Raw genomic sequence first — 14,525 nt, 5'->3', positions numbered from 1 at the left:
CCAAGGGTTAACTGGAGGCCTCGGCATCGGTTTCGGCGAAGGCTTCACGGGCAAGCCGGAAACTGTCTACGGCAGCGGGAACACCGCAATAAATACCGACCTGAAGCAGAATTTCACGTATTTGTTCACGACTCAGCCCGTTACGCAAGGCGCCGCGAATATGCAGCTTGAGTTCGTGAGGCCGATTGAGCGCCGAAATCATCGCCAAGTTTATCATGCTGCGTTCTTTAAGCGACAAACCCTCACGGCCCCAGACGTGGCCCCAACAGTACTCGGTGACCATCTCCTGAAGAGGCCGGGTGAAGTCGTCGGCGTTTTCTATGGCGCGGTTCACATAGGCTTCGCCCAATACCTGGGTGCGGATTTTCAGCCCTTGTTCATATTTCTCGTTGCTCATCGCCGTGTGCTCCCGAGATCTTCAAGTCCGCCCATCAGGGTGTATTTGAGTTCCAGATAATCCTCGATGCCGTACTTGGAACCTTCGCGGCCCAGGCCCGAGGACTTGATGCCGCCAAACGGCGCGACTTCGGTAGAAATCAGCCCTTCGTTGATCCCGACCATGCCGTACTCCAAGGCTTCGCTCATGCGCCAGGCACGGCCCAGATCGCGGGTGTAGCAATAGGCGGCAAGACCGAATTCGGTGTCGTTGGCCATGTGAATCACCTCGGCCTCAGTGTCGAAGCGGAACACGGCGGCCAGCGGGCCAAAGGTTTCTTCCTGGGCGACTTTCATCGAAGACGTCACGCCGGCCAGCACCGTTGGTTGGAAAAAGCCGTGGCCGAGGGCATGGCGTTCACCGCCGCAGAGCAATTGCGCACCGTGGGCGAGGGCGTCTTGTACATGGTCTTCGACCTTGGCCACGGCGCGCTCGTTGATCAGCGGGCCCTGAGTGATGCCGCTGTCGAAACCACTGCCCACTTTCAGTTGCGCTACACGCTCGGCCAGCCGGGCAACGAACGCATCGTGAATGCCACCCTGCACCAGGAAGCGATTGACGCAGACGCAGGTTTGTCCGGCGTTGCGGAATTTGGCAATCAGCGCACCTTCTACTGCTCGCTCAAGATCGGCGTCGTCGAAGACAATGAAAGGCGCGTTGCCACCCAATTCCAGCGAGACCTTTTTCAGGGTTGGCGCGCATTGAGCCATCAGCAGTTTGCCGATGGCGGTGGAACCGGTGAACGACAGTTTGCGCACCAGCGGACTGGCGGTGAGCTCAGCACCGATGGCCACGGCGTCGCCAGTGATCACATTGAAAATGCCCGGTGGAATCCCCGCCTGTTCCGCCAGCACCGCCATGGCCAGGGCCGAGAACGGGGTTTCCGGTGCCGGTTTGACGATGCACGGGCACCCGGCAGCCAAGGCCGGGCCGGCCTTGCGGGTGATCATCGCCGCCGGGAAATTCCACGGGGTGATGGCCGCGACGACGCCGATCGGTTCTTTGCTGACAACGATGCGCGCATCGCTTTTATGGCTCGCAATGGTATCGCCGTAGATGCGTTTGGCTTCTTCGGCAAACCACTCGATGAAGCTCGCGGCATAGAGGATTTCACCCTTGGCTTCTGCCAGTGGCTTGCCTTGTTCGAGGGTCAGGATTTCTGCCAACGCATCGACATTCTCCAGCATCAGCGCGTGCCAGCGCTTGAGCAGGGTGCTGCGTTCCTTGGCGATCAGCGCGCGCCAGGCTGGCCAGGCCTTGTTGGCGGCGGCAATGGCTTGGCGAGCTTCGGTGGCGCCAAGGTTTGGCACCCGACCGATCAGTTCACCGGTGGCCGGGTTGAAGATGTCCTGACTGGCGCCATTCGGTGCCTCCAGCCATTGGCCATCGATAAAGGCCTGCTGGCGGAACAGTTGCGAGGCTGCTGGGCTCATGCCGGCTCCTGACAAAATGAAAAATTCTGCGTGATTAAATGCAGTCAGTACCTGTGGGAGCGGGCTTGCTCGCGAAGGCGGTGCATCAGGCGTCATCGATGTTGGATGTGCCGGACTCTTCGCGAGCAAGCCCGCTCCCACATAGACTGCGTCAGGCCAGGGCGGGCAGGGGGCCGAGCTTGCCTTTGTGGTAGATCATCGGTGTCACCGGTTGCTCGGGCAGAATCAGGTTCTTCACCGCGCCGACGATGATGGCGTGGTCACCGCCGTCGTATTCACGCCACAGTTCGCACTCGATGATCGCCGTGGCATTACCCAGCAGCGGGTTGCCCAGAGCGCTCAGGTGCCAGTCGATGCCCTTGGTCTTGTCCTTGCCTTTACCGGCAAACGCGTAGGCCTCGGCGGTCTGGTCGGCAGACAGCAGATGAATCGCGAACTGCTTGCTGTCGCGCAGGATCGGGTAAGTGTCGGAGGCATAGTTGGGGCAGAACAGCACCAGTGCCGGATCGATCGACAGTGCACTGAAAGCACTCGCGGTAATGCCGACGATGCCGCCATCCAGGTCCAGGGTGGTGACCACCGTGACCCCGGAAGGGAACGAGCTCATGACGTCTTTATAAATGCCGGGTTCGATCATGTCGGTGGCCTCTTAGCGCATCACGAAGGGGTCAGGCATCGGTGCCTGGGAGAGGTTGATCCACACCGTTTTCAGCTCGGTGTAGGCCAGCACCGAATCGATGCCGCTCTCGCGTCCATAGCCGCTGTTCTTGAAGCCGCCGATCGGTGCCATGGCCGATACGGCACGGTAGGTGTTGACCCAGATGATCCCGGAGCGTACGTCTCGGGCCAGGCGGTGGGCGCGACCCAGGTCACGGGTCCAGATACCGGCGGCGAGGCCGAACTGCGAGTCGTTGGCAATCGCCAGGGCTTCGGCTTCATCCTTGAAACGAATGACCGAGGCCACCGGACCGAAGACTTCTTCCTGCATGATCTTCATCGTGTTGCTGTCGCATTCGAACAGCGTCGGCTCGTAGAACCAGCCGTCGCCCAGGTTCTGCGGACGTTTGCCGCCCAGCCTCAGATGCGCGCCTTCGGCAATCGCATCAGCCACCAGGCCTTCGACCACCGCCAGTTGCTGCGCGGTGGCCATCGGGCCCATTTCGCTGGCGTCGTCCTGCGGGTTACCGATGCGGATGCGCTTGGCGCGTTCGACCAGGCGGTCGACGAACTCATCGTAGATTTCGTCCTGCACCAGCAGTCGAGAGCCGGAGACGCAACTCTGCCCGGACGCCGCATAGATCCCGGCGATGGCGCCGTTGATCGCGCTGTCGAGGTCGGCGTCGGCAAAAATGATATTTGGTGATTTGCCGCCCAGTTCCAGCGACAGCTTGGCGAAGTTCTCGGCGCTGCTGCGCACCACGTGCCGCGCCGTCGCGGCACCGCCGGTGAAGGCGATCTTGCGTACCAGCGGATGACGGGTGAGGGCCGCGCCGGTGCTTGGGCCGTAACCGGTGACGACGTTAACCACACCCGGCGGGATGCCCGCCTCCAGTGCCAGACGGGCCAGCTCAAGAATAGTCGCCGAGGCGTGTTCCGACGGTTTGATTACGATGGTATTGCCCGCCGCCAGAGCCGGGGCGAGTTTGATGGCGGTCAGGTAAAGCGGGCTGTTCCAGGGAATGATCGCCGCGACCACGCCCATGGCTTCGTGCACCGTGTAAGCAAACAGATCGGGCTTGTCGAGGGGCAGTGTTCCGCCTTCGAGCTTGTCGGCCAGGCCGGCGGTGTAGTGGAAGAACTCCGGCAAGTAGCCAACCTGGCCACGGGTTTCGCGAATCAGCTTGCCGTTGTCGCGGCTCTCCAGCTGCGCCAGTTGCTCCTTGTTTTCGGCGATCAGGTCGCCGAGGCGACGCAGCAACTTACCGCGAGCGGTGGCGGTGAGGCCGCGCCAGGCAGGGCTGTCGAAGGCCGTCTGCGCAGCCTGTACGGCGCGCTCGACATCAGCCTCGTCGGCATCGGGCAGTTCAGCCCAGGCTTGGGCCAGGGCCGGGTTCAGGCTTTCAAAGGTCTTGCCGGACAGGGCATCGACCCATTCACCGCCGATGCACATCTGGAAGCGTGCGAGTGTCATGCAACGATCCCCTTTATAGGTTTTTGTCGGGAGTGCGCCGTGTCGAGAAACTCCAGCAACAGCTGGTTGACCAGGCGTGGCGATTCTACGGGCATCATATGCCGCTGCTCGGCGAGCACGGCAACGGTGGCACCTGGAATTCGATCGGCCAGTTGCTGGGCCATTTCCGGTGTCGAGCCCGGATCCAGCTCACCGGTGGCGACCAGCGTCGGTACCTGAATGCTGCCCAAGTCATCAGCGCGGTACATATCCTGGGTTGCGAACAGCTCATAGGTGGTCAGGTAACCTTGCGGATCATTACTGGCCAAGGTCTGGCGAAGGGCCGCGATCTGCGCCGGATTGGCCGCCTGGTATTCGCGGCTGAACCAGCGTGACAGGGCGGCCTCGGCATTGGCATCCGGTCCGTGTTCGGCAGCCTGAGCAGTGCGTGCGATGACCCCGGCGCGCTGTTCGGCGCTGCGATTGAACACACTGTTGAGCACCACCAGGCCTTGCAAGCGTTGCGGGTAATGCAAGGCAAAAGCCCGGGCCACCAGCCCGCCCATGGAAAAGCCGATCACCGTCGCCTGAGGCAACTGCAGGTGGTCGAGCAGGTCCAGCAACTGATCGGCATAGCCGAGCAGGGGAGTGCCGCTTTCCGGGCGCGGGCTGGCGCCATGGCCGAGCATGTCGTAGGCAATCACGCGGTACTTCGTGGCCAGGCCAACAATCTGGCCGCCCCACATTTCTTTGTTCAGGCCCACGCCGTGGATCAAGACCACGGGCTGGCCTTGGCCGGTCGCCAGGTAACTGGTGCCAGCCGGGGTGCGTTCAGCGGTGAGCCGAATCATGGAGCGCTCCTGCATGCCTTTTTGTTGTAGTTGTTCTCTCCGGAATTTACTGGGCGTTCTCAGCCGCCAATTCTTCCAGATCGATATAACGGTTGCCGATGCGTGGGTGCAGGCGGCCGCCATCGGCGCAACCCAGGACCACGACGATTTCGTCGGCGCGCGGTGCATCTTCGATTTTCATTTCCAGGGTGATGTAGTGGGAGCGCAGGCCTTCGTCGTCCTTGTGCATCATCGGGATCTGAATCGAGGTGCCGGGGCCGCCACGTTTGTTGGTGAAACTCAGGTAGCTCTTGGCTTTAACCGCTTCGCGGTAATGGTTGCCGAAGCGCAGGGTGTGGATGACGGCGGAGGCGTGCTCGATTTCTCCGTCGGCGCCAACGACGGCCGCCTTGCCGTAAGCCTCGATCTTCTCGGCGCCGCCGATGATCGACACCAGGCGCTCCACCATCAATGCACCGAGGTCGGAGCAGTTGGCGCGAATTTCCGGTTTCAGGTCTTCGACAAAGCCGCGGCCCAGCCAAGGGTTCTTCATCACCACGGCCAGACCGACCATAGTCACTGGTGTATCGCTTGCCTTACCTCCTTCGATAAAGGTTTCTTCGACATAGCTGACGATCTTGCGGATTTCGAAACTCATGAGCTGCTCCGTATGCGGGGTGAGAGATGTCTGTGTGTATGATGGTATACCATAATACCGGCAGTGCAAGAGTCTGAAATGAGTTTCTGGTCGGAAGGTGATAAAAAAGGGAAGGGCAATCTCGCGGACAGGTCATTCAATGTGTGGCGGGCACGGTGGGCATCGCTTGCAGGCAGGGCAGGGCAGGACGCCGAGCAGGCGCTTTGCGCATATTCGATGCGAGTTCGGAAAAGCCGGCCACGGGCTTGCGCTGGACGGAAGGGCTCGTTTGGATATTGGCCGATAGTAGCCAGTGGCGAATTGACCCGTTAGGAGGGGAAGGAGAGCGTGGTACCAGATGGCGAATTCTCGGTGAGGACTCATCCCCGGCTGACCCTGCTCAATTGGTACCGTCAACCTGATGACTACTTTCCGATTTGCTTCAGATAGAACTCGGTAGCGTGGTTTGGAATCATCCCCTTTTTTGCTATTGATACACTTTAAAAACAAGTCCAGAATCAAGTCCATTCCTGTTTAAGGAATAAAATAAACCCTATAGATTTCAATGGGTTGTACGCTAGATGCGAGTCTCGTTTCCCGCTCCAAACATTAAAAAATGGACCTCTATGATGTCCATTTTTTTGTGCCCGGAAAATGTCTTTTTTCAACATTTCCCCCGCGACATTCTCTGAAAACGCTCAGATTCAGCCCCCAATAGGTACATTGTTCAATACAGTCCGGGCCTCGGTAGACCACTTTTTATCGTGGTACCAGCCTCACTGAAAATCGTACAAATCTCTCTATCCATACGAGACGGAGATTGAGCGATAGCGCTCACTGATACTGCAGTCCGATACATCAAACCCTGTGTCAAGAACTACACCCTCCCTGACATTCGCTCTTCACTTCGTGGCCAGTCAACCCTTAGGGGCATTCCTGTGATCAGTCGTTGGGCGGGTGCAACTCAACCCAACCCAATACCATGACCCCGTCTTTTTAAGAGTTGTCTGATGGGGTAATAATCACTCGCTTCATACGCTGACTGTATGAAGCTAAAACAGTTTTTCCATCCGCTGGATACCTCGTTCTCCACCTCGATTGCTGCGCGCAAGCTGTTGAGATTGTTCACGGCTGCGCTGATGGTGACCCTCGCGGGGGGACTCTACGCTTACCTGCACGCCTGCCTGGAGGAGGAGGTCTCATTGCGTCGCACCTTCATGAGCGATGCTACTTCTCAGGCCCAGCGCTTTTTCACGGCGTACGAAGTGCTGTTGAAAAATGTGACCCTGTCGGCGATCTGTGAGACGGATCTGGCGTGGCCTGCGCGGCTCAATCGATCCGCCTACGGGGTAATCCGACTTGAAGGGGCCAACCCTGCTTGTAACGTTGTCTTGACTGAGCGCAATCTCGCGTACCTGAGCGGCAACCGCATCAATCTGTTGTACGTCGCGGCGACAGGCTCCCATGTTCTGCCGCTGACCCCGCCCAGATCTGCCCAGCGCTTGCTGGACCCTGAGGCACTGCATGATCTGCTGACTAACGCCCAGCAACGCGCTCCGGGCAAAGAGCGTTACTGGCTGGACATATCCACGACGCCAGACCTTGCCGCACGTTCTTCGCTGTATCTGTTCAACCTGCTCGACCAAGATCAACTCGGTGCCGGTTGGCTGGGTCTGGAAATCGACGTCAGCGATGTTGTACAGGCGATCGAGCATGCTCAGGCGGGTGATTTCCTGTTACTCAACGAGCAAAACGAAGAACTTTTGAGCAGCTCCTCCGAACCTGGTCTGAGGCAGGTGTTGCCGGGCATGGCCAATTACACGAACTTCGGATTCGTCGGCGCAGGCATGCTGCCAGACTACATTGTCATGCGCAGTCCAGTCGGGTACGCCGGTTTGCAGGTGGTGTATGCAACCTCCATCGAGTCGCTGGTATCGATGCTCGGCAAGCGCGCCCTGATCTCGGTATTGCTGACGCTGGCCTGCATGGTCGGATTGTATGTACTGATGTTGCGCATCGAACGCCGCCTCATTATCCCGGCCATTTTTCGCAAGCAGGCGCTGATCGAAGGCGAGTCCTTCAGCCGCGCGGTGATTCAGACGGCGCCCGTGGCCCTGTGCATATTGCGTCGTGCCGACGGGTTGGTGGTCCTGGAAAACACCCTCTGCGCACAATGGCTGGGGCAGAGCGACGAACGCAAGTCCTTGTCCCGTGGCTGGATCAAGCAAGCTTACGGGGTCTCGCAGATAGACGGCATAGACGAGATTTTGCTCGGAGGCAGGCACTTGCATTTGAGTTTTTCGCCCACTCGCTATAAAGGCGAAGACGTTTTGCTCTGTGCCTTCAGCGACATCAGCGCGCACAAACAGGTCGAGGCGGCACTGGAGCAAGCCAAAATCGAGGCCGATAACGCCAGCGAGGCAAAAACGCTGTTCCTCGCCACCATGAGTCATGAGATCCGCACGCCCTTGTACGGCGTGCTAGGCACCCTGGAGTTATTGGCACGCACTGAACTCAATAGCCGCCAAAAAGACTACGTACAGAATATTCAGAGCTCTTCCGCTACTTTGTTGCAATTGATCTGCGATGTGCTGGACGTCTCGAAGATCGAGGCCGGGCAATTGATGCTGGAGGTCGGCGAGTTCGCCCCTCAGGCGTTGATCCAGGACGCGGTAAAGGCTTATTCAGCTGCCGCGCAGAGCAAAGGTTTGCACCTGTATGTCTTGATCGACCCGCAGCTCCCGGACCGGCTTAAGGGTGACGCGCCGCGGATTCGTCAGGTTCTCAATAATCTGCTGAGCAACGCGGTGAAGTTCACCGACAGCGGGCATATTGTCTTGCGCGTCAAAGTCGAGAGCCGTGATGACGAGCGCATCATACTGTTCTGCCAGGTGGCTGATACTGGAGCGGGGATTGCCTTGGCGGATCAGACCTTTCTATTCGATCCCTTTTACCAGGCCAGTGGCATGGCTAACGTCGTCACCGGCACCGGCCTGGGGTTGTCGATCTGTCAGCGCTTGACCAGTTTGATGAGTGGGAGTCTGACACTGGTCAGCGAGCCTGGGTTGGGCAGCAGTTTCACCTTGCGCTTGCCGCTGGAGGCCTCACGCAGGGGGATGCCCGAGGTGTGCGCAACGCTGTTGCCGGAGCTGGTCTATGTCGCGTCGAGCAACTCTGAACTGGCCAGCAACATCTGTGGCTGGCTCAGGCGATGGGGCGCGCAGGCTCAAGTGGCCTGGGCCGGTATGGACCCGCGCGAGCGTACTGCACCGCTGGTGGAGTTGCATTCGGGCGATTGCAAGAAAACCTTCGCGCTGGACTGGCCCGGCCCAGTGGTAATGGTCTGTGACGATGCGTGCGTTGATGTCGATGAAATCGAGGGCTTGCAGTGGCAGGTCAATTTTAGCCACTTGCAGGATTTGCATCAGGCGGTCAGTGAAGCCCAGGGGCTGTCGCGCAAATCATCGGCGCAGGAAAGCATGGCTCATGTCCTGAAACCCTTGGGTCTGCACCTGTTGATCGTGGAAGACAATGTCATCAACCAACTGATCCTTAAGGATCAACTCGAGCAGCTCGCCTGCACCGCTGAGATCACCGCTGATGGCTACGAAGCTTTGGCGCTGTGGCAGGCAGGGGTATTCGACATGGTGCTCAGCGATATCAACATGCCGCGCATGAGCGGGTACGAACTGGCAAGGAAGTTGCGCCAGCAAGGCTGCGAGATTCCGGTGATAGGGATCACTGCCAATGCGCGGCGGGACGAACGCGAACGCTGCCTTCAGGCGGGTATGGACGACTGTCTGGTCAAACCCTTCGGCCTCACTGCCTTACACAACTGCCTGTCTCACCGGGTGAGGAAAAACACATGTCCTACCGTGTCCTGATTGTCGAAGATCATCCGTTTCAACATGAGTACCTGCTCAATCTTTTCAACGAGCAGGCCGATGTCTGCGTCGAGTCGGCCAAGGACGGCAGTGAAGCGCTGGAATGCGTGAAAAAGCAGCGCTTTGATTTGGTGCTGACCGATTTGATGATGCCCGGCATGGATGGCGTGCAGTTCATCCAGAAGCTTGCCAAACTACCGCACAAGCCGGCCCTGGCGATCATGAGCACGGCCTCGCGACGGATCATCGGCAGTGCCAGTCTGGCAGCGAAAAGCATGGGCCTGTCGGTCATTGGTCAACTCTCCAAACCGGTGGTTGCACTCGGCGTCAGCAAACTGATCGAGCGTCTGGATACCTTGCACGCGGGCGCGAAGCCGACTGCCCGCTACAACGTTGTGCCCGACCGAAAAATGCTTGAGCGTGCCTTGTCACAGGGCGAGTTGGTGGCCTGGTTTCAGCCGAAAAAATCCTTGGTCGATGGTCGAATCGTCGCCGCGGAGGCCTTGGCCCGCTGGGTCCACCCTGAGCATGGGGTGTTGATGCCGGCAACTTTTTTGCCGGCCATGATCAAGTTCGGCTTACTGGAGGAGCTGCTGTGGCTGTTCATCGAGCAAACCATCACGGCTCAGGAGAACTGGAAAAAGCAGAGGTTTGACATACCGGTATCGATCAATTTGCCCACCTGCATGCTCGATAGCGATGACCTGGCCGACCGGCTGCACGCTTTTGTGCTGGCCCGGGGTGGGAACCCCGCCCGGCTGAGCTTCGAGTTGATGGAGAGCTCCACGACCCGCGACATTTCTCGCTACTATGCCGGAGCCTGCCGGATTCGTATGAAAGGCTTCGGCCTGGCCCAGGATGATTTCGGCCAAGGCTACAGTTCTTACTTCAACCTGGTCTCCACACCCTTCACCGAACTGAAGATCGACCGTGCGCTGGTGCATGGTTGCGTGGAAAACGAAAGTCTGGCGGCGGCGCTGGGCAGTATTATCGCACTGGGACGCAAGTTGGGCCTGGATGTGGTCGCTGAGGGTGTCGAAACCCAGGAGGAACTTGCATTGCTGCGCGATTTGCAGTGCGAGCGGGTACAGGGTTTTTTGATTTCACCTGCCGTTTCCGTCAGTCATTTTTACGATTTGCTCAACGCCGACGAACCCGGCATGCACTGAAAAATCGGGTGCAGGATTATGGAGGCGTCAGCTGCAATCACGTTCGTCTAGACTGCATGCCCTAAAGCGGCCCCTCTCGATAACCTGTGAATCCCCTAATGACTCCCGAAATCTCCCCGTTGCGAAACCTGGCCTTCAGTTCGATGTTGCTCAATCGCTGGGTCTGGGTGCTGGTGGGCGTGGCGTTATTGCTGGTCGGAGGTGTTTTCTGGGCGGGCCAACTGCTGCTCGACAAACAAAAAAGAGATGTGGAGTACTACTTCTTCGAATTGACGCAGGAACTGGAGGAAAGCGGCTTGTTTCTGCGCAGCATTGCCGAGCAAGTCACGATCCCCGGCGAAATCATCCAGCCAGAAAATACCGGGCTGCAAAAAAAATTGGTGTTACAAGACCAGAACCTGAGCATTCACCAAGGGCAGGGATGGTCCTTTGCTACACCGTTCAATGTGATGTACCGCGCTGAAGTCACCAGTGCCACTGATCAGTCGATGTTTTCCCTGGGGCGGCAACTGGCCAATTTCTACAGCCTGTTCTGGTCGACGTCGGTTTTCCCGTCACCGCAACTTTTCATGATTTCCCCGCAGCAGGGCACGACACTGGCAGTGCCGGCTATCGGCTCGCGGCGCGGGCACACGACGCCCCTCAACCTGGACACTTACTTGCGAACCCAGGAACCGTTGCGTGATCTGAAGCTTGAGCAGATACCGCGGATGCGCAACGAACAGGTGTATTGGAGCGGCGTGCGGTCACTGGCCGACAGCGCGCCACAGATACTGGCCTCGATGAGCATCGACCTGCCAAGAGCCTTGCTCGATGCTGACGATGCCGTGCGCAAGGTTATGTTTATAGCCGTGATCAATATTGAAAAAAACGGCCTGCCGACGTCGGTGGATATGCCGGTGTTCAAGGATGTGACTGTCGTGTCACCCATCGGTCAAGTACTGTTTGGAGAGCAGGGCGATGCGCGTGCGATACCCGACGGTTTGAGCTTCGTCGCTCAAGGAATTCGGATCAAGATATCGACAAACAATTCAGAGCCCTGGTCGGCGTTGTATCTGGTCAGTTACCAAAGCTTCTTGAGCTACGCTCAGTGGCCGCTGCTGAGTCTGATTGTGCTGCTGGTAGTGGGGATCCTGGCGGGCTGGGCCGCCAATCGCTGGTACCGTCTTCGAGTGGTCCGGCCGGCCCAGCGGGCGCACCGTCGGGTAATCGAAAGCGAAGCGTTCAGCCGTGCGGTGATCGACACGGCGCCGACCGGGTTGTGCGTGGTGCGTCGCTCTGACCATCAGGTCTTGGTGGAAAACCGCCGTGCCCATGAATGGCAGGGAACCAGCCGTTTTATTGCCGGCCTCAGTGCCCAGTATTACGAAGATAACATCGGCGAGGCCTGTGTCGAGGTTGAAGGACGAGCCTTACACGTCAGTTTCAGCTCGACCCGCTATCAGGAAGAGGATGTGATCGTTTGTGCCTTCAGTGATCTGACCCAGCAACGGCAGACTTCGGCGCAACTGATTCACACCAGTCGTTTGGCACAGGAGGCCAGCGAAGCCAAGACGGTATTTCTGGCGACCATGAGTCACGAGATTCGCACCCCGCTGTACGGCGTGCTCGGAACCCTCGAGTTGCTCGAACGCACGAGGCTCGACCCACGTCAACAGGGTTACCTGACGACCATTCAGCGTTCGTCGGCGACGCTGCTGCAACTGATCAGTGATGTCCTGGATGTCTCCAAGATCGAATCCGGGCAGATGGCACTCGAAACCACCGGCTTCAGTCCTCTGGGCATGCTCGAAGAAGTACTCGATGCTTACGTCGCGGCCGCAGTCGGCAAGGGCTTGAAAATCTACGCGTGGGTCGACCCGTCTGTTCCAGACGAACTCAATGGCGACCATGTGCGAATCCGCCAGATTCTCGGTAATTTCATCAGTAATGCCATCAAGTTCACTGAAGTGGGGCAGGTGGTGGTGCGGCTCAAGGTGCTTGAGCACGCGTCAGGGCACGTGACGCTGCAGTGGCAGGTTGCTGACACGGGTGTAGGTATTTCCCAGGAGCAACAGGTGCGTCTGTTCGAACCGTTCTACCAGGCCGTGCACGGTCATATCGCCGGTGGCACCGGGCTGGGCCTGTCGATTTGCTGGCGCTTGAGCCAGTTGATGAAGGGGCAGATTCGAGTTGTCAGCGAACCAGGGCTGGGCAGCAGTTTTAATTTCATTCTCGATTTACCGTTGCCTGAGCCGTCCGTGGCTACCGCCAAGCCGCTGGTGCTGCGCCACGATCCGGTTTTTGTCCGGGCACCGATCCCTGAACTGGTTGAAAACACCAGAGACTGGCTTGTGCGCTGGGGCGCCAATGCACTGGTGGTTCCGCACGGGTTGCTGAAGGTTCCGCAGGGCGCCGTGCTGGTAGACCTTCTGCCGGAAGAGGGCTCAGGGCTGGACTGGCAAGGGCCACGTGTCGTCGGTACCCGCCATGGCAGCCGTGAGCCGGAACCGCTCGATAACGGCTGGAGCGTTGGCGCACACATGATGCAGGCCATCGGCCAAGCCGTGATGTTCGCCCAGAGTGGGCAGTCCAGCAACATTCCGGCGTCCGACGGACGCACCAGACTCGATTTGCGTGTATTGGTAGCCGAGGACAATCCAATCAACCAGTTCGTACTTCAGGAGCAACTCGAAGAGCTCGGATGTGTGGTGGTCATGGCGTCTAACGGCCAGGAGGCGCTGAGCCTGTGGCAGCCAGAGGCATTCGATGTAGTGGTGACTGACGTCAACATGCCGATCATGAATGGCTACGAACTGGCGCGGGCCATTCGCCAACAGGATCCGGATGTACCGATCATCGGTGTCACCGCCAACGCGATGCGCGAAGAGGGTGAGCGCTGCATCACTGTTGGCATGAACGCTCGGGTGGTCAAACCGATGACTTTGCAGGTGCTGTGGACCGAGCTGGCCAGACTCTGCCACCTGGATCAGGCTGCCGTCCAGGTGGCAGTGGACAGGGCCGACGTCTCTTCGCCTCAGACCACGGAGGACACCATGGTGGTGTCGGCGAAAATGCGCGAGGTTTTTATCAAGAGCATGACGGACGATTTGCATCGGGTGCGTCACGCGTTGGCGCAGCAGGATGCCGATCAACTGATCAGTTCCCTGCATCGGGTACGTGGCGCCTTGGCGGTGGTCCAGGCGCCGCGCCTGGCTGACGTCTGTGGGGAAATCGAAGAGGGTATAGAGGGCCAGGCGCTCGACTTGGCCTGGGTACACAAAACCGAGTTGTTACTGACGCGTATCGACCAGGCTGTAGCACTCGTTTAGTCGTGACGTTTTTCGCCTGCACAGTCAGTGCAGCAGCATTTGGAAATTGAAGTGGGCATATGGAAAAGATACGTATCGTGTTGGCGGATGATCATCCCATCGTCCTGATGGGTGTGACTGAATTCATCGAGCGCGACGAGCGCTACAGCATTGTTGCCCAGGCACAGACCTCGAGCGAGTTGGTCGAACTGCTGCGTTGCGAGAAACCCGACATAGTCATCACCGACTACAACATGCCGGGCGATGATATCTATGGTGACGGGGTCAAGCTGATCGAGTACCTGATCCGACATTTTCCCGAGGTCAAGTTGCTGGTGCTCACCATGCTCTCGAACAAGTTGATTTTGTCGCGCCTGTATGACCTGGGGGTGGGCGGGGTCGTGTTGAAAAATGGTGACTTGAAAGAGCTGCCGCTGGCCCTCGACTCACTGGCCAAAGGTAATCGCTATCACGGGCAAGTTCTGCAGGTGACTGACAGCGTGGTGAAGGCCCCTCTGGAAAGCATGGAGGAGCGTATCGCCAGCCTGTCGGTCAAGGAGTTCGAAGTGTTGCGGCTGTTCGCCAGCGGCATGAGTGTGCGCGACATTGCCCAAGCGCAGAATCGCAGCGTGAAAACCGTCAGCACACAAAAGATCACCTCGATGCGCAAGCTTAAGGTCGACAACGATCATGCGTTGCTGACGTTCTGTATCGGCATGAACCTGATTTGAGCGTG

Annotated in this window: 10 protein-coding genes; 4 read left to right on the top strand and 6 right to left on the bottom strand. The window is 58.5% G+C overall.

Annotated elements, in window-relative coordinates; translation table 11 throughout:
* Positions 1-7 precede the first annotated feature (7 nt).
* The 6 genes from pcaC to ACIPIN_RS10015 all read right to left on the bottom strand — a co-directional run bounded on the left by pcaC (position 8) and on the right by ACIPIN_RS10015 (position 5,467).
* Positions 8-397, bottom strand: a complete 390-nt coding sequence (gene pcaC / locus ACIPIN_RS10040; RefSeq protein WP_401117971.1) for a 4-carboxymuconolactone decarboxylase — start codon at positions 395-397, stop codon at positions 8-10.
* Positions 394-1,869: an NAD-dependent succinate-semialdehyde dehydrogenase gene (locus tag ACIPIN_RS10035; protein WP_401117969.1), complete on the bottom strand. Its 1,476-nt coding sequence runs from the start codon at positions 1,867-1,869 to the stop codon at positions 394-396. The genes pcaC and ACIPIN_RS10035 overlap by 4 nt, the downstream gene beginning before the upstream one ends.
* 151 nt (positions 1,870-2,020) lie before the next feature.
* Positions 2,021-2,506: a flavin reductase family protein gene (locus ACIPIN_RS10030; RefSeq protein WP_401117968.1), complete on the bottom strand. Its 486-nt coding sequence runs from the start codon at positions 2,504-2,506 to the stop codon at positions 2,021-2,023.
* A gap of 12 nt (positions 2,507-2,518) precedes the next feature.
* The gene (locus tag ACIPIN_RS10025) at positions 2,519-4,000 is read right to left on the bottom strand and encodes an aldehyde dehydrogenase (RefSeq protein WP_401117966.1); all 1,482 of its coding nucleotides are present in this window, start codon (positions 3,998-4,000) and stop codon (positions 2,519-2,521) included.
* Positions 3,997-4,830, bottom strand: a complete 834-nt coding sequence (locus ACIPIN_RS10020) for an alpha/beta fold hydrolase (RefSeq protein ID WP_401117964.1) — start codon at positions 4,828-4,830, stop codon at positions 3,997-3,999. Before ACIPIN_RS10020 ends, ACIPIN_RS10025 begins: the two co-directional genes overlap by 4 nt.
* 46 nt (positions 4,831-4,876) lie before the next feature.
* Entirely contained in the window at positions 4,877-5,467 is a 591-nt protein-coding gene (locus tag ACIPIN_RS10015) for an amino acid synthesis family protein (RefSeq protein WP_401117962.1), read from the bottom strand.
* A gap of 1,025 nt (positions 5,468-6,492) precedes the next feature.
* Between ACIPIN_RS10015 and ACIPIN_RS10010 the strand changes: the two genes are divergently transcribed.
* The 4 genes from ACIPIN_RS10010 to ACIPIN_RS09995 all read left to right on the top strand — a co-directional run bounded on the left by ACIPIN_RS10010 (position 6,493) and on the right by ACIPIN_RS09995 (position 14,520).
* The gene (locus tag ACIPIN_RS10010; RefSeq protein WP_401117961.1) at positions 6,493-9,330 is read left to right on the top strand and encodes a response regulator; all 2,838 of its coding nucleotides are present in this window, start codon (positions 6,493-6,495) and stop codon (positions 9,328-9,330) included.
* A complete protein-coding gene (locus ACIPIN_RS10005) occupies positions 9,312-10,499 on the top strand; it encodes an EAL domain-containing protein (RefSeq protein ID WP_401117959.1) in 1,188 nt (395 codons plus the stop codon). Before ACIPIN_RS10010 ends, ACIPIN_RS10005 begins: the two co-directional genes overlap by 19 nt.
* A gap of 98 nt (positions 10,500-10,597) precedes the next feature.
* Positions 10,598-13,810, top strand: a complete 3,213-nt coding sequence (locus ACIPIN_RS10000) for a response regulator (protein WP_401117957.1) — start codon at positions 10,598-10,600, stop codon at positions 13,808-13,810.
* Positions 13,811-13,869: 59 nt separating this feature from the next.
* Positions 13,870-14,520 (top strand): response regulator, encoded by a 651-nt coding sequence (locus ACIPIN_RS09995; protein WP_401117955.1) that lies wholly within the window; start codon positions 13,870-13,872, stop codon positions 14,518-14,520.
* Positions 14,521-14,525 lie beyond the last annotated feature (5 nt).

Source organism: Pseudomonas sp. NPDC087697, from assembly GCF_044743155.1.
GTDB lineage: Bacteria > Pseudomonadota > Gammaproteobacteria > Pseudomonadales > Pseudomonadaceae > Aquipseudomonas.
Note: the sequence above shows the minus strand (reverse complement) of the source record. Positions and strands in the feature narration are given on the sequence as shown.